We start from the raw sequence: 16,436 nt of genomic DNA on the forward strand, positions 1-16,436 counted from the left end.
GGTTGCCGGTTGCCGGTTGCCGGTTGCCGGTTGCCGGTTGCCGGTTGCCGGTTGCCGGTTGCCGGTTGCCGGTTGCCGGTTGCCGGTTGCCGGTTGCCGGTTGCCGGTTGCCGGTTGCCGGTTGCCGGTTGCCGTCAGAGCTTACGCTGTCGGGAAGTTCCCTGTGGAAAATCCGCGCCGGAGCACGCGCCCGCGTGTTTCTACGCCGCTCGCGCGCCCCGGCATCGGGGCCTGATGCCGGCGGCTTAATGCTTGACGTCGGCACCCTCGGCCTGCTCGCCCGCCTGCCCTTCCATGTTCATCTTCATCGCGTTGTTGGCGGTCTGCTTGTCGGCCTTCTGGTTGATCTTCGCGTCGCGCACCTGCTCCTTGTACTGTGTCTTCGCGGCCTTCTGCTGCGCCTTCATTTCCGCCCTCGACGTCTTCTTCGACGCGCGATATTCCGCGTTGGCCTTCGCATCGGCTTCACGCTTCTGCACGAGCGGGTCGGGCGAGCCCGGCGCCGTCAGACGGGTCGGCGGCGGGGCCGGCTCGACGCCCTGGGCGGCGGGCGCATCCGGAGTCGGCAGCGCGCCCTGGACAACAGGGACGGACGGGGCCGGCGGAGCAACGCCAACGGTGCCTTGCGTCTGGATCTGCGCCTGACCGCCGATGCCGGTGGCCGGCTGCGCGGTCTGTGCAACGGCGGCCGTCGCGGCAAAAGCGGTAAGGGCGGTACCGATCAGGAGCAAACGGATCTGGGTCATGGCTAAATCCTCTCTAAAGTGGTCGTGACACGGGCGGACGATCTGACGTCACGATGGCGGGGTATGCCGGATGCCTCGCGTGCCGCGCCCGGTCCTGGGCGTCGCCGGACCAGTTGCCATCAGGTGCGTATCCGAGGTGCGTATCCGGAATCCAGCGGGCTTCACTGCTGAGTTGCACTTTAGGAGTGAAATCCATCCGGTACGACTAGCGTTACGGAACGTTTCACTTTCCGACATCTGCATAACATCTGCTTTCAATTGCTTGCGGGGAGACCGGCGCCCGTCTCACCCGCCGACGGAACCGACCGCGCCGCCGCCGGCCGCCTCGTGCTCTGCTGGCGGCCGCCGGTTTCCGCTCGCGCCCGCGTTGTGCTTTATGATGCGAACCCCGACCGCCAACCCGCAGCCCCGCAAAGGCGCAAACGTCATGCCCAACCTCAATTTCACGCTCACCGGCGAGTACGTCGAACTGCACAATCTCCTGAAGATAACTGGCCTCGCGGACAGCGGCGGCTCCGCGAAAATGATGGTCGCGGAAGGTGCCGTGACCGTCGACGGTCAGGTCGAAACGCGTAAAACGTGCAAGATCCGCGCGGGCCAGGTCGTGCTGCTCGGCGATACGCGCATTGCGGTTCACGAGGGCTGACGCGGAGCCGAAGCCGCTTGCCGCGGCTCAAAGCCCGTGGCGCGGGGCCGGGGCCGCTGCCACGGTCCGCTTAGGCAATGCATCCACGGCCCCCGCCGCCGCACATCCGGCCCCACCGTCGCAGTCCGGAAATGCGCCGGACGGCACGCACTGGAACCGTGCATCCACCATCGACATTGGCCGGGCGAGGCAATAAGCTGTGGGTTTCGACAGGTAAGCGTAAGCGACAGCCCGCGCAACGAACCGCGCCGCCGGCCGCCGCGCCACGAATTGCTCCCCGTTCGTCGCGCCACCGGGCCGCCCGGCGCGCCGTTCCCGACCCGCGCCGCCGCTTTTGCCCGCGCCTCGCTGTCGCCACTTTTCGCCGCCAGGCATTTCATGACCCGCTTTTCATGACCCAATCCGGCTTCGCCCGCGCGGCCTCCCGGCCGCCGACCCTATCCCGCCACGCGGCCGACACCGCGCGGCTCGCCGCGCCGCTCGCCATTGCCCAACTGTCGCAGATGGCAATGAGCGTCACCGATACGATCCTGCTCGGCTCGCTCGGCCCCGACGCGCTCGCCGCCGGCGGCCTCGGCGCGAATCTGTTTTTCGTCGTCGTCACGCTGCTGCAGGGCGTGCTGACCTCGGTCAGCGTCAGCGTCGCGCACGCGCGCGGCGCGCAGGACGACGGCCGCGTGCCGCCTATCTACTGGACCGGTTTCGTGCTGTCGGTGCTGCTCTCGGTGCCGGCGTTCATCCTGCTGTCGTTCGCCTCGCAGATCCTGCTCGCGTTCGGCGAGCCGGGCCTGCTCGCGCACAACGTCGGCGAATATGCGGCGGTGCTGCGCTGGGGCGCGCCCGCGAGCCTGATCGGCGTGGGGCTCATGCGCTCGTTCCTGCCGGCGATCGGCGCGGCGCGGCGGCTGCTGTGGGTGTCGATCGCGAGCGTCGGCGTGAACGGCTTCCTGAACTACGGGCTGATCCACGGCGCCTACGGACTGCCGCGGCTCGGCTTTCTCGGCTCGGCGGCCGCGACCACGATCACCGTCTGGTTGACCGCGCTCGTGCTGATGGCGCTGCTGCATCTGCGGCCGCGTTTCCGGCATTTCGTCGTCGCGACGCGGCCCAGGCTGCCGCTGATGGGCGAGCTGTTCGGCATCGGCTGGCCGGTCGCGATCACCTACGGCGTCGAGTCGACCCTCTTCCTCGCGACGGGGCTGATGGTCGGCCTGCTCGGCGAATCGCAGCTGGCCGCGCATCAGATCGCGCTGAACGTCGCCTCGGTCGCGTTCATGGTGCCGCTGTCGATCGGCCAAGCCGCCAACGTGCGGGTCGGCTACTGGGCCGGCGCCGGCCAGCCGCTCGCCGCGCGCCATGCGGGCTTCGTCGCGCTGGCGCTCGGCGTCGGCTTCATGTCGATGTCGGGCCTCGTGCTGATCACCGCGCCGCACTGGATCGTCGGCCTGTATCTGCATCTCGACGACCCCGCCAACGCGCCGACCGTCGCGCTCGCGAGTTCGCTGCTCGGCGTGGCGGCGATCTTCCAGATCGTCGACGGCATGCAGGCGGTCGGCTCGGGCTGTCTGCGCGGCCTGAAGGACACGCGCATCCCGATGATCGCCGCCGCGTTCGGCTACTGGGTGATCGGCTTTCCGACCGGCTATCTGCTCGCGTTTCACGGCGGCCTCGGCGCGCGCGGCTTGTGGTGGGGGCTTGCCGCCGGCCTCGCGAGCGTCGCGCTGCTGATGACGCTGCGCTTTCACCGGCTGAGCCTGCGCCGGCTGCCGGCGGAACCGGCCACGCCGCCGGCGCGGCCGGTCTGAGCGAAATAGCGGAAACCCCCACTCCTGAAGCACTCCCTGCAAACGGTAAAATGGCCGCCTCGGCACGCGCGCGCTTACCCGCGTTCGCGCGTCGCGAGCCACGAGCCGCACACAGGCAGGCGCGCCTCACGAAGGCCTGCGCCGGATTGCGTAGCTGGGGCGCCTACCCTCGCCCACGCGGCCTGCCGCTCGAATGGGCTGCTCGCCACGCGCCGTGCATCGGATCGCACCGGGTTAGCCGCGCGTCGACGATGCCGTGGCCGCGCACCTGCTGTCACCGCTCACCGCTTCACGCGCTCCGGCGCAGCAAAAAAACGGAACGCCCGCCGCCGGTAGCCGACTCCCCGGCCGATGCCGGCTGCCGGACCCGTCACACCGATTTCTCGCAATAAAAAAACCTGAGGACCCACCGCCATGCTTGCCCGCGTCACCCGCCTGTTCCCGCTCTGGGCCGTGCTCGTTTCGATCGCCGCGTATTTCTCGCCAGCGTCGTTTGCCGGCGTCGCGCCGCACGTCACCACGCTTCTCACGATCATCATGCTGGCGATGGGCGTCACGCTGTCGGCGTCCGACTTCCTGCGCGTGTTCACGCGCCCCGCGCCCGTGATCGCCGGCATCGTGCTGCACTACCTCGTGATGCCGCTCGCCGCGTGGGTCATCGCCCGGGTGCTGCGCATGCCGCCCGACCTGACCGCCGGCATGGTGCTGGTCGGCAGCGTCGCGAGCGGCACCGCGTCGAACGTGATGATCTATCTCGCGCGCGGCGACGTCGCGCTGTCGGTCACGATCAGCGCGCTGTCGACGCTCGTCGGCGTGTTCGCGACACCGCTGCTGACGCGTCTTTACGTCGACGCGTCGATCGTCGTCGACGTGCAAGGCATGCTGATGAGCATCCTGCAGATCGTCGCGCTGCCGATCGTCGTCGGTCTCGTCATCAACCATCTGTTCGGCAAGCTCGTGCGCAAGGTCGAGCCGATTCTGCCGCTCGTCTCGATGGTCGCGATCGTGCTGATCATCGGCGCGGTGGTCGGCGGCACGCAGAAGAGCATTGCCTCGGTCGGTCTCGTGGTGATGCTCGGCGTCGTGCTGCATAACGGCATCGGCCTGCTCGGCGGCTACTGGGGCGGCCGGCTGCTCGGTTTCGACGAAGCCGTCTGCCGCACGCTCGCGATCGAAGTCGGCATGCAAAATTCCGGCCTCGCCGCGACGCTCGGCAAGCTCTACTTCACGCCGCTCGCGGCGCTGCCGGGCGCGCTCTTTTCGGTGTGGCACAACCTCTCGGGGTCGCTGCTCGCGGGCTACTGGGCCGGCCGTCCGGCGAAGGGCTCGACGCATGCCGACGGCGAGCGCGCGCTGAACGCCGAGCGCGGGTAAGTTGGGGCTTGGCGCGGCGATTGCGGTTCGGGTGATCGCCGCGCGCGCAGTGGTCAGCACGAAGCCCGTCGACGCGACGACCGTGGCCAACGAGCGCTTCAACAACGAAGTTGCGCGTCAGACGCCTCAAGGGCGGCTACGGTCATCGCAACGCACGAAGCAGCTGGCCCGGAGCCTGTCGGTGCGCGCCATGACGCAACGAAAGCCTCACCCGCGATCGCAATCTCGATCACGGCAACAGCGTGGCCGCCCTATCTCACCCTGCACGGCAACCGGGGAAAAAACACCCGCTCACCCGCCACGCACCCAGACGCCGCGCCAAACCACAAGCACGATCCCCCGCCACCTTATCGCCCTGCGCGGAACGAAAGCCACCTCGCCCGATTCCCCTTAGAATTGGCTTCTCGACAGCGCGGACCCTGCCTTCGCGCCAGTCGCCACGAGACGCTTGCGAAAAGGGAGAACACCACGTGCACGAGCCTCTCGCCCCGAGCCGGACCATGCCGCGCCGCCGGCGCGCACCGGGCATAGCGGGACGTATCCTTCTGCTCTGCTGCTTCGGCGCATTGCTGAGCGCGTGCGCCACCAGGCCGCCCGCTACCGCGTACGACCGCGCCCTCACCCACGCCCTCCCCGCCACCGCCGACACCCCGCTGCGCGCCGCGCTCGTGCCGCTCGAAGCGCAGCATCCGCGGCAATCGGGCTTCCGGGTGCTGTCGAGCGGCACCGACGCGTTGCAGATGCGCATCGCGCTCGCGCGCGCGGCGACGAAAACGCTCGACATGCAGTACTACATCGCCAACGAGGACACCACCGGCAAGCTGCTGCTCGGCGCCGCGCTCTATGCGGCCGATCACGGCGTGCGCGTGCGCATGCTCGTCGACGATCTGAACTTCAAGGACATCGACCGCACCATGGCCGGCCTGAACACGCACAAGAACATCGAGATTCGCGTGTTCAACCCGTTCGGCAGCGCGCAGGAAGGCATGTTCGAGCGCACCACGAATCTGTTCACGCAGATCGGCCATTTCACGCGCCGCATGCACAACAAGGCGATGATCGCGGACAACCAGCTGGCGATCGTCGGCGGCCGCAATCTCGGCGACGAATACTTCAGCGCCAGCGAAACGCTGCAATTCCGCGACCTCGATGTGCTGGCGGCCGGCCCGATCGTCGCGGATGTCTCCGCGAGTTTCGACGACTACTGGAACAGCGGCATCGCCTATCCGCTAAGCGTGCTCAACAAGCAGACGTTCGATCAGAAGGAGCTCGACCAGACGCGCGACGATCTGCGCGAGCACTGGCGCGAGAACGCCGATCCGTACAACGCGAAGCCGCTGAACGCCACGCCGCTCGCCTCGCAGATCGCGAGCGAGCAACTGGACCTCACCTGGGCGCCGGCCGAATTCGCGGCAGACCTGCCGGAGAAAATCGAGCATCCCTCGCCGGATTACGTGAGCCCGCCGATGCAACGGCTGTTCCAGCTGATGCGCGATGCGCGCCACGACTTCCTGATCATCTCGCCGTACTTCGTGCCGCACGAAGCGGGTGTCAAGGCGGCCGGCGAACTCACGCAGCGCGGCATCCGCATCGCCGTGCTGACCAATTCGCTTGCCGCGACCGACGCGGTCGCCGTGCAGGCCGGCTACAGTCCGTTCCGCGTGCCGCTGCTGCAACAGGGCGTCGAGCTGTACGAATTCAAGCCGCGCCAGGACACGCCGCGCGCGCGGCTGGTGGGCTCGAGTTCGCGCGCGAGCCTGCATGCGAAAACCTATGTGATCGACCACCGGATTCTCGTGATCGGCTCGATGAATCTCGATCCGCGCTCGGCGCATCTGAACACCGAACTCGCGCTCGTGATCCACAGCCCCGCCCTCGCGAATCAGGTCGCGAAGATCTTCGATTTCGCGACCCAGCCCGAGCAGAGTTATCGCGTGACGCTCGCCGACCCCACGCAGCTTGCCTACCTGTGCTCGATCGGCGCGCCGCGCTCGCCGCTCGTGTGGACCGACGTCGAGGACGGCCGGCCGCGCACCTACATTTTCGATCCGCAGGCGGGTTTCTACCGCAATGCGCTAACGGGTCTATTCTCCCTATTGCCTGTCAACGATGAACTTTGAGAAGTGGAGTGCAAGATGACTGAAGACGTACGCATGGAACGCGACACGTTCGGCGAAATCGCCGTGCCGAACGCCCGTTTGTGGGGCGCGCAAACGCAGCGCTCGCTGCAGAACTTCAAGATTTCGACGGAGAAGCAGTCGCCCGAACTGATTACCGCGCTCGCCGTCGTCAAGCGCGCGGCGGCCGAGGTCAATCTCGGTCTCGGCGTGCTCGACGAAAAGAAGGCGCACGCGATCATGCAGGCGGCCGACGAGATCATCGACGGCAAGCATCCCGGCGAATTTCCGCTCGCGGTCTGGCAGACCGGCTCCGGCACGCAGACCAACATGAACCTCAACGAGGTGATCGCGAACCGCGCGAGCGAGCTGCTCGGCGGCGAGCGCGGCGAGGCGCGCAAGGTGCATCCGAACGACGACGTGAATCGCGGCCAGTCGTCGAACGACGTGTTCCCGACCGCGATGCACGTGGCCGCCGCCTACGCGATCGTCAAGCATCTGCTGCCCGCGCTGAAGACGCTGCGCGACACGCTCGACGGCAAGGCGAAGGCGTTCGCCGAAGTCGTCAAGATCGGCCGCACGCACCTGCAGGACGCGACGCCGCTCACGCTCGGCCAGGAGTTTTCGGGCTATGTCGCGCAACTCGAGCACGGCATCCGTCACGTGGAATCGGCGCTGCCGCATCTGTACGAGCTCGCGCAGGGCGGCACCGCGGTCGGCACGGGCCTGAACGCGCATCCGCAGTTCGCGGACAACGTCGCGGCCGCGATCGGCAAGCTGACCGGTCTGCCGTTCGTGTCGGCGCCCAACAAGTTCGAGGTGATGGCCGGCGCCGACGCGCTCGTGTTCGCGCATGGCGCGCTGAAAACGGTGGCCGCGAGCCTGAACAAGATCGCCAACGACATCCGCTGGCTCGCGAGCGGACCGCGCTGCGGTCTCGGCGAGCTGTCGATTCCCGAAAACGAGCCGGGCAGCTCGATCATGCCGGGCAAGGTCAACCCGACCCAGTCCGAAGCGCTGACGATGCTGTGCGCGCAGGTGTTCGGCAACGACGTCGCAGTGAACATCGGCGGCGCGAGCGGCAACTTCGAGCTGAACGTGTTTCGTCCGATGATCGCGCACAACGTGCTGCAATCGGTGCGTCTGCTCGCCGACGGCGCGCTGAGCTTCAATGAGAACTGCGCGGTCGGCATCGAGCCGAATCGCGAGCGCATCGATACCTTGCTCAACGAATCGCTGATGCTCGTGACGGCGCTCAATCCGCACATCGGCTACGACAAGGCCGCGCAGATCGCCAAGAAGGCGCACAAGGAAGGCACGACGCTGAAGGCGTCGGCGCTGGCGCTCGGCTATGTCACCGAACAGCAGTTCGACGAGTGGGTGCAGCCGAAGGATATGGTGGGGCGCACGGCGGGGTAAGTGCGCCAGAAAGTGCGGCTGGAAGTGCGCGGGGCGGCGCGTGCAGCAGACGCGCCGCCAGTCTCGGCATGCAGGCTGGAGGGCAACCCCGCGGTGCTCAGATCTTCCCTTGAGCGACTTCTTCCGGCTTCAGCTCGACGATCGCGTCGAGCGCGTCCTTGACGTCCATCGCGTACTTGGCGAGGCGCTTCTGCTCATCGGTCTGCGGCACGAAAGCGGGCACCTGCACCGGATGGCCGTTCTCGTTGACGGCGACCATCACGACGAGGCAGTCCGTGGTTTGCAGCAGCTCGCCGCCTTTCGGGTCGCCCGCCTGCACCGACACGTGGATATGCATGCTCGTGCGGCCCGTCGCGACGACCCGCGCGCGCAATTCGACGAGATTGCCGACGAGGATCGGCCGGCGAAAACGGATATTGCCGACGCTGACCGTCACGCAATAGCGCCCCGACCAGACTGCCGCGCACGCATAGGCGGTCTCGTCGATCCACTTCATCAGCGCGCCGCCATGCACCTTGCCGCCGAAGTTGACCGAGATCGGCTCGGCGAGAAAGCGGAAGGTGGTTTCCGAACGGTCCAGCGGTGCGGTGGGGAGAGTGCTCATCTTGACTCCGGTCAATCGGATGCATTGAAAGGGGGCGATTATACGAGCGCAATATTGCGCGCGGCGCGGCGTCGAGCGCATGGAGAGGCGAAATATCCGCCGGGGAGCGCCTCGCGCGCGGCACGGCCGCGATAAAAACCGCGCCTAGTTGTGGACGCTGATGCCTTCGTCGATCGTGCCGTACATCTCGATGCTGCCGCTACCCGCCGAGCCCGAACCGGCACCGCCCTGCGCGCAGGCGCCCAGCAGCAGAACCGCAGCGGCGACGGCCAGAAGAGTTTTCATCACGCGTATTCCTGCAAAGACAGGCTTCGATTCTAGCCTGGCGGGCCGAGACGGCGCCGAAACGCGGGTTCCCGGCCCGAGCTGCCGGTTTTGGGCGCGCTTGCGGTATGGCATCGTTCACGCCAGGCTGAAACATCGAATCGCGCGGACGGATACAGTGGAGAGCAAGGCACGCCGCGTCGCCGCCGTGTGCCGCCAGGCTTGGCCGCTTGCCGAGGCTTGAGGCTAAAGGTTCAAGGCGGCTAATCGCAATGCTTCGCCGTCTGTCGCGTTGCCGCATTACCGCGTTAGCCGCCGGATCGACGTCAGCCACATCCAGCCAACCGCAGCCACCTTTGGACACGTCAAGCGGCGTTTCACACGACTCAGGAGCCCCGATGACTTCCCCCACAACAGCCCCCCGCGCCGACGACCAGAACCATTTCCCCGGCTTGAGCCGCATCGGCGCCTTGCTCGCCGACCCGGGCCGGGCCGCGATGCTGTGGGCGCTGATGGACGGCAGCGCCCGCCCCGCTGGCGAACTGACGATGATCGCAGGGCTCTCGCCCTCGGCGGCGAGCGCGCATCTCTCGCGCCTCACCGACGGCGGCCTGCTCGCGCTCGACGTGCGCGGACGGCATCGCTATTTCCGCATCGCCTCGCCGGAGATCGCGGCGTCGATCGAAGCGCTCGCCAACGTCGCCCAGCTCAGCGCGCCGCAACGGGCCGCGCCGCGCGCCGCGCGCACCGTGCCGCTCGAAATGCGCTACGCCCGCACCTGCTACGACCACATGGCGGGCGAATTGTCGGTGCGGCTGTTCGAGCGCATGCTCGCGCGCGGGATGCTCACCCAGCACGGCGCCTCGCTCGAAACCACCGTCGAGGGAGCCGCCCGGTTTGCCGACTGGGGCATCGCTCTGTCCGAACAGAAGAGCCGCCGCCGGCGCTTCGCGTGCACCTGCCCGGACTGGAGCATGCGCCGTCCGCACCTGGGCGGCGCGCTCGGCGCGGCGCTGCTCGATGCATGGTGCGCGCACGACTGGGTCGAACGCAGCGAGCGGCCGCGCATTCTGCGCATCACGCCTGCTGGACAACGGTATTTCGATGCGTTTCTCGCCGAATGAACGCCGAATGAGCACCAACGCAAGCACCAGTCGCCAGTTGCGACCCGATGAATACGAGTGAACGCGCGCCTGTCCCGCATCGTCTGACGCATCGCCGGAATCGTGCCGCTGGCCCGAATCGTCGAAACCGCGGGTGCAGCAGGAACCGCAAGCGCCACGTGAACCGCTCGTAGCAACCGTCCAATCCCAGCCGCCCCGAACCCGCGAACGACCGCTCGCCGGGCCCTGCCCGCGCGCCCTTGCACCCGGCGGAGACCTTTTGTTACCGCCAGCGAATCCACCTTACAAAAGTGGCGGCCCTGAAACATCGGCGACGGGTACAGTACCTTACGGGCCCGGCGGATTGCCGCGTCCGTCGGAGGGAGATCAATCATGACAAACGTTACCCAGACCACCATGAAATCCGGGATCGAACGACACGCACGCCAACGCCGGCTCTCCGGCTACACGCTGATCGCGGCCTCCGTGCTCGCGCTCGCCGCGCAAACCGGCTTCGCGCAGGAAGCGCCGCCCGCGCCAGCAGGCGCGGCCGCCACGCAGGGCGGCGATCCGCCCGGGCGCATCGCGCGTCTGAATTACACGGCCGGCACCGTGACCACCGAGCCCGCCGGCGCCGGCGACTGGTCGTACGCGCAGATCAACCGCCCGCTCACGGCCGGCGACCAGCTCTGGAACGACCAGAACGCGCGCTCGGAGCTGCACATCGGCTCGACCGCGGTGCGCCTCGGCCAGAACACGAGCCTCGACGTGCTCAATCTCGACGACACGAGCGCGCAGCTCAAAGTCGCGCAGGGCACGCTGTCGACGCACGTGCGCGAACTCCCGCCGGGCTCGTCGTATGAAATCGACACGCCCAATCTCGCGCTCGGCATGAACGGCCCCGGCGACTACCGCGTCGACGTCGCGCCGGACGGCAGCAGCACGACCGTCACCGTCAGAAGCGGCAGCGCGATCGCGTACGGCGACGGCGGCCAGGTGCCGGTCGCGGCGGGCCAGCAGATCCGCTTCGGCGGCACCAATCTGCAGCAGCTCGCCGACAACCGCGCGCCCGGCCTCGACGATCTCGACCAGTGGGCGGCCAGCCGCGACGCCACGGAAGACCGTTCCTTGTCGGCGCGCTACGTGTCGCGCGACATCCCCGGTTACGAGGACCTCGACGCCAACGGCACCTGGCGCGACAGCCCGCAGTACGGCGAAGTATGGGTGCCGCGCGCGACGCCCGCCGGCTGGGCGCCGTATCACGACGGCCACTGGGTATGGCAGGCGCCTTGGGGCTGGACCTGGGTCGACGACGAACCGTGGGGCTTCGCGCCCTACCACTACGGCCGCTGGGCCGACATCGACGGCTCGTGGGCGTGGGTGCCGGGTCCGCTCGAAGCCGCCGCGCCGCCCGTCTATGCGCCCGCGCTGGTGGCCTTCGTCGGCGACGATGACGGCGGCGTCGACTGGGGTGTGAATCTGGCGATCGGCGGGGCGATCGCGGCGGGCGTGGCGTGGTTCCCGCTCGGTCCGGGCGAGCCGTGGCATCCGCACTGGGGCGATCACGACCGCTGGAGCCCTGGGTACTACAACCGCGTGAACCGCACGACGATCGTCAACGACTACCACCGCAACGTGACGAACGTGAACATCCACAACACGTATGTGAACTATCGCGTGCCCGGCGGCGTGACAGCCGTGCCGGCGACCGCGTTCGTGCATGGTCAGCCGGTCGGACGTTTCGCGCAGAAGGTCGATCCGGGTCAATGGCGCAACGCGCGGATCAACCCCGGTGCGCCGGGAATCGCGCCGGTGCGCGAGAGCTTCGGGTCCGATCTGCGGCGCGCGAATTACCGGCCGCCCGCGAGCGTCGCCGCCCGGCAGGTCGTGGCGACGCGCACTCCGGCCATGCCGGCCGCGTATCGCGACGACCTCGCGCAGCGTTTCGCCCAAAGCGGCGGACGCGTGCCGGGCGGCGGTCAGCCGGTCGTGCGGACCTCGGTGCCCGCGCATATGATGGGCTCGCCGGGGACGCAGTCGGTCGCGAACGTGCGGGTCGTGCAGTCGCATATTCCGGGTCGGCCGCCGGGTATGGCGGCGGGTGTGCCAGGTACGCCGGGTGTGACGAATCCGGCGGCGGCACGCGGTGTCGTGCAGGCCGGGGCCGGACCGCGGCCGGGCGAAGGCGGTGCTCCTGGGCCGCGTGGCGAGACGCCGCACGGGCCGCAAGGACCACAGCCAAGGCCCGGCATGCCGCCGTCGATGGCCGGCAACCTGCCGCATGGGCCACAGGCGGGTCCGCAAGCCGGTCTTCAAGCGGCCGGAGGCGAGCATCCGGCTCCGACGAATGGCGTGCCGCGTCCGCCGCAGGCGGCCGGCGGCAATCCGGCCTATGCGCAACAGCACGGTACGCCGCAGCAATGGGGCGCAGTTGGACGCCAGCAGCCGGCCTGGACGCAGCCGCATACGCCGATGGCGCAGCAGGCGCCGCGTGCGGAGCAGCCTCGCGTGCCGCATCCGATGGACAATCCGGCCGCGCAACAGCAGGCGCGTCAGCCGGAGTTTCGTCCGCAAGGGGCGTCGCCGATGCAACAGTCGCCGCAAGTGCCGCGTCCGGAGCCGCAGGTTCAGCAAGCGCAGCAGCCGCATTTCGAGCCGCGTCCGCAACCGATGCAGCAAGCGCGCCCGGAACCGCAGCCTCAGCAGGCACAGCAACCGCGTTTCGAACAACGTCCGCAGCCGATGCCGCAAGCACGTCCCGAACCGCAGCCTCAGCAGGCGCAGCAGCCGCACTTCGAACCGCATCCGCAGCCGCAGCCGATGCCGCAACCGCGCCCTGAACCGCAGGTCCGGCAGGTGCAGCAGCCGCATTTCGAGCCGCGTCCGCAGCCGATGCAACAACCTCGCCCCGAACCGCGTCCGCAACCGCAGCAATCTCAGCCGCAGCACGCCGAGCAGCATCAGGGCGGCGGCAATCACGACGAGCATCACAAAGGCTGAGCGCGGCATCCCGGCAAGCGCCCCGCTACCGCATCAGCCAGCGGGAGCCGCAATAAAAAACCCGCGATCTTGCGATCGCGGGTTTTTTCGTATGCCGTACGCAACACGGGCGCCACCACCCCGCATCACACGGCTTCACACGGCTTCAGATCGCCATCGGCGCCGTCAGCGGCTCGTGGTGGCGATAGCCGGTCAGCGAGAAATCCGCGGGCTCGATCTTCTCAAGCCATTCCGGCTCGTACACACCGGTTTTCGCGTAATCAGGCACCCGTTCCGAGATCGCGAGCTGCGGGCTCTCGTACGGCTCGCGCGCGAGCTGCTGTTGCAGCATGTCGAGCTGGTTCTCGTAGATGTGCGCATCGCCGATGAAATAGCTGAACCAGCGCGGCGTATAACCGGTCAGCCGTCCGACGAGATGCAGCAGCGCCGCGCCCTCGGTCAGATTGAACGGCGTGCCGAGCCCCACGTCATTGCTGCGGATGTACAGACACAGCGAAATCTCGCGGCGCGCGACGTTCGGCAGGAACTGATAGAGCAGATGGCAGGCCGGCAGCGCGATCTGATCCAGCACAGCGGGATTCCACGCATGAAACAGAATGCGCCGGTCGGCCGGGTTCTGCATGATCGTGTCGAGGCATTGGCGCAACTGGTCGATCGCCTTGTAGAGCAGTACTTTCGGGCGGCCGTCCTCGTCGAATTGCGTGATCACGCGAAAGCCGCGCGCCTCGGCGTCGGCGAGCTGCGCGCTCCGGTCGGCGTCGAGCACCTTGTAGGCTGGCCATTTGCGCCACTGCACGCCGTACACGTCGCCGAGATCGTCGGGGCCTTCGCGATACGGATTCGCGAGCCACTGCGCGTTCTGGTTCGCGTTGCCGTCCCACACCTTGCAGCCGAGATCGCGGAAGTCCGCGGCGCTGCGCGAGGCGCGCAGAAACCCGACCAGTTCGCCGATCGCCGACTTGAACGCGAGCTTCTTCGTGGTCACCGCGGGAAAGCCCTGCTGCAGATCGAAGCGCAGCATCGCGCCCGGCATGCTGATGGTGCGGATGCCGGTGCGGTTTTCCTGCCACGTGCCGGTGTCGAGAATCGTGCGGACGAGGTCCAGGTATTGTTTCATGCGGTTTCCTTCGACGAGGCGCGAGAACGGCCCGATCCGCGCCACGGGATTGAGCAAAGCTCGATTCTAGCAAGCGCGCCCGGCCGACGCCCGGGCATGGCGAGCGGCGCCGACGATTTCAGCGTGAAGCCGATAGAGAGGAAAAGCGCGGGCTGGACGAAGCCAGCGCGGCCAGGAAATAGAAGCGGTGGAAGCGGCAGAAGCAACGGCATGCCGCAGGGGGCCCGCCGCAGCCTCTCTGCGGCGACATTCCGCGGGACCGATAGTGCAGAGGGCTAACTGACAGACCGGATAGACAAGGCGCCCCGCCACCGCCGATACGGCAGTTCGACGATTGCCGTCGGACCGCCCGCCTCACGGCACTTCAACTCTTGGGTCGCGAATCACTCCCGCATCAAAGATGCGGCACCGAAGCCGGCAGATCGCCATGCGGCGCCGTCATCGGCTCGCCTTCCATATGGCGCATGCCGTGCGAGCACAGCAGCCGATACAGCGTGACCCGCGAAATACCGAGCTCCTGCGCCGCGTCGCCAAGCCGCCCGCGATGCCGCAGCAGCGCGAGTTCGATCGCCTGCCGCTCGGCCGCTTCGCGCGCCTGCGCGAGCGACACCGGCACGATCTCGACATACTCGGCGAGTTCGAGGTCACGCGCGGTGATCGCGCGCCCCTCGGACATCACGATCGCCCGCCGCACCCGGTTGATCAGCTCGCGCACATTGCCTGGCCAGCCGTAGTTATGCAGGGCCGCGATCGCGTCGGGTGCGAAACCACGCAGGCGGCGACTCGCATCTTTCTTGAAACGCTCCAGCATGTGCCGCGCGAGCAGTTCGATGTCCTTGCCGCGCGCGCGCAGCGGCGGCTCATCGATCTGCAGCACACACAGCCGGTGATACAGGTCCGAGCGGAAACGCCCCTCGATCATCGCCGCGGTCATGTCCACGTGGGTGGCGGAGATAATGCGCACGTCGACGTCGATCGCGGTATGGCCGCCGAGCCGCTCGACCTTGCGCTCCTGCAGGAAGCGCAGCAGGCTCGCCTGGCTTTCGAGCGGCAGATCGCCGATTTCGTCGAGGAAAAGCGTGCCGCCGTTGGCGGCCTCGACGCGGCCGATCTTGCGCTGATTCGCGCCCGTGAACGCGCCGCGCTCATAGCCGAATAGCTCGGACTGCAAAAGATGCGGCGGAATCGCGCCGCAGTTGATCGGCACGAACGGCGCGTTGCGGCGCGCCGAGCGCTCGTGAATCGCGACCGCCGTCAGCTCCTTGCCGGTGCCCGATTCGCCGGAAATGAACACCGGCGCGTCGGTCATCGCGACCTTGCGGATCGAGCGAAACAGCGCCAGCATCGCGTCGCACGAGCCGACCATCTCGCCTTCGGCGCCCTGCGAACCGTCGTTCGAGGCCGTTTCGCTCAGCGAGATCATGCCGTACGCATGGCCGACCGAATCGACGATGCGATCACCCGAATACGGCACCGTCACGTAATCGAAACAGTAGTCGCGCACGAGCCGGCGCAAAGCTGCGTCCTGCAGCTGGCCAGGCGTGGTGGCCGCGACCCAGCCGACGTTCGGCATGGTCAGACAGGACTCGAATGCGGCGATCTCGTGCGGCTGGAAATCGCAGGACAGATCGAGAAGACCGCCCGCCGCCATGCCGGCGCGAACCGCCCGGCGCACATCGCGAGCCGAGCCCACGACTTCGACATGCCAGCCGCGCTGATGAAAACGCGTATTCAACTCCGCGCTCGGATCGCGCGAAACGTAAATCAGTTGCCGCGTTGCGGATTCCATTATTCAGATCCTCTCGTCAACGAACGTTAAGGACGACGCATGCACCTGAAACTGCGGTTCAGACACGCTGACTCGTTCGGGATTCGCGAATCGCAAAAACCGAACGGCCATTCCATTCCGTGCGGACAGCTGATCCCCAAGAAAGCGGCGTGTGTGTTTGAGACGGCCCGTTACGGGCCTTTTTTAAATCTGAAGCTCTTTTTCGAGAGCTTACTATACGTGCGGCGCTTCGAAAACAATTATGCGAATTCAGCCAAAAATCCCTTACCCATCAATGACATCCGTCCGGTAAAGATTTATTCAGCCGACCAATAAAACCATATTGCAAGTACTTTTTTCAGCCTTCTTCCGAAGGTAGTTCGTACCTTTCGAATTAACAAATTACAGGTATTTTCTGCTGCGTCGTTTCAGCACTGAAACGTTTTTCGCGGATTTCCACGGCATTACGCCTT

13 protein-coding genes are annotated in these 16,436 nt (G+C 67.3%); 8 read left to right on the forward strand and 5 right to left on the reverse strand.

Annotated elements, in window-relative coordinates:
* Positions 1-245 precede the first annotated feature (245 nt).
* Positions 246-746 (reverse strand): hypothetical protein, encoded by a 501-nt coding sequence (locus G3N58_RS16720; RefSeq protein ID WP_205999664.1) that lies wholly within the window; start codon positions 744-746, stop codon positions 246-248.
* 427 nt (positions 747-1,173) lie between these two features.
* On the opposite strand from G3N58_RS16720, the gene G3N58_RS16725 reads away from it, so the two are divergent.
* The 5 genes from G3N58_RS16725 (at position 1,174) to fumC (ending at position 8,107) form a co-directional block, all read left to right on the forward strand.
* Positions 1,174-1,392, forward strand: a complete 219-nt coding sequence (locus G3N58_RS16725) for an RNA-binding S4 domain-containing protein (RefSeq protein WP_167285420.1) — start codon at positions 1,174-1,176, stop codon at positions 1,390-1,392.
* A gap of 392 nt (positions 1,393-1,784) precedes the next feature.
* On the forward strand, positions 1,785-3,197 hold the full coding sequence (locus G3N58_RS16730; protein ID WP_167050297.1) for an MATE family efflux transporter: 1,413 nt from the start codon (positions 1,785-1,787) through the stop codon (positions 3,195-3,197).
* A gap of 414 nt (positions 3,198-3,611) precedes the next feature.
* The gene (locus G3N58_RS16735; protein ID WP_167050295.1) at positions 3,612-4,571 is read left to right on the forward strand and encodes a bile acid:sodium symporter family protein; all 960 of its coding nucleotides are present in this window, start codon (positions 3,612-3,614) and stop codon (positions 4,569-4,571) included.
* 500 nt (positions 4,572-5,071) lie between these two features.
* The gene (locus G3N58_RS16740) at positions 5,072-6,691 is read left to right on the forward strand and encodes a phospholipase D family protein (RefSeq protein ID WP_205999693.1); all 1,620 of its coding nucleotides are present in this window, start codon (positions 5,072-5,074) and stop codon (positions 6,689-6,691) included.
* 15 nt (positions 6,692-6,706) lie between these two features.
* The gene (gene fumC, locus G3N58_RS16745) at positions 6,707-8,107 is read left to right on the forward strand and encodes a class II fumarate hydratase (protein WP_167050291.1); all 1,401 of its coding nucleotides are present in this window, start codon (positions 6,707-6,709) and stop codon (positions 8,105-8,107) included.
* A gap of 97 nt (positions 8,108-8,204) precedes the next feature.
* Here the strand turns inward: fumC and G3N58_RS16750 are convergent, their stop codons facing one another.
* Positions 8,205-8,711, reverse strand: a complete 507-nt coding sequence (locus G3N58_RS16750) for an acyl-CoA thioesterase (protein WP_167050289.1) — start codon at positions 8,709-8,711, stop codon at positions 8,205-8,207.
* Between the two features lie 144 nt (positions 8,712-8,855).
* Positions 8,856-8,996, reverse strand: a complete 141-nt coding sequence (locus tag G3N58_RS16755) for a hypothetical protein (protein ID WP_167050287.1) — start codon at positions 8,994-8,996, stop codon at positions 8,856-8,858.
* Positions 8,997-9,373: 377 nt separating this feature from the next.
* Between G3N58_RS16755 and G3N58_RS16760 the strand changes: the two genes are divergently transcribed.
* Positions 9,374-10,099, forward strand: coding sequence for a helix-turn-helix transcriptional regulator (locus tag G3N58_RS16760; protein ID WP_205999665.1), 726 nt, complete (start codon positions 9,374-9,376; stop codon positions 10,097-10,099).
* A gap of 372 nt (positions 10,100-10,471) precedes the next feature.
* A complete protein-coding gene (locus G3N58_RS16765; RefSeq protein WP_205999666.1) occupies positions 10,472-13,078 on the forward strand; it encodes a DUF6600 domain-containing protein in 2,607 nt (868 codons plus the stop codon).
* A 145-nt stretch (positions 13,079-13,223) separates the two neighbouring features.
* On the opposite strand, the gene G3N58_RS16770 is transcribed toward G3N58_RS16765, so the two are convergent.
* The gene (locus G3N58_RS16770) at positions 13,224-14,195 is read right to left on the reverse strand and encodes a thymidylate synthase (protein WP_167050281.1); all 972 of its coding nucleotides are present in this window, start codon (positions 14,193-14,195) and stop codon (positions 13,224-13,226) included.
* A gap of 394 nt (positions 14,196-14,589) precedes the next feature.
* A complete protein-coding gene (locus tag G3N58_RS16775) occupies positions 14,590-15,984 on the reverse strand; it encodes a sigma-54 dependent transcriptional regulator (protein WP_167050279.1) in 1,395 nt (464 codons plus the stop codon).
* Between the two features lie 39 nt (positions 15,985-16,023).
* Between G3N58_RS16775 and G3N58_RS16780 the strand changes: the two genes are divergently transcribed.
* Positions 16,024-16,299, forward strand: a complete 276-nt coding sequence (locus G3N58_RS16780; RefSeq protein ID WP_167050238.1) for a hypothetical protein — start codon at positions 16,024-16,026, stop codon at positions 16,297-16,299.
* The last annotated feature ends 137 nt before the right edge of the window (positions 16,300-16,436 follow it).

It is taken from the genome of Paraburkholderia sp. Ac-20342, assembly GCF_017104985.1.
GTDB lineage: Bacteria > Pseudomonadota > Gammaproteobacteria > Burkholderiales > Burkholderiaceae > Paraburkholderia.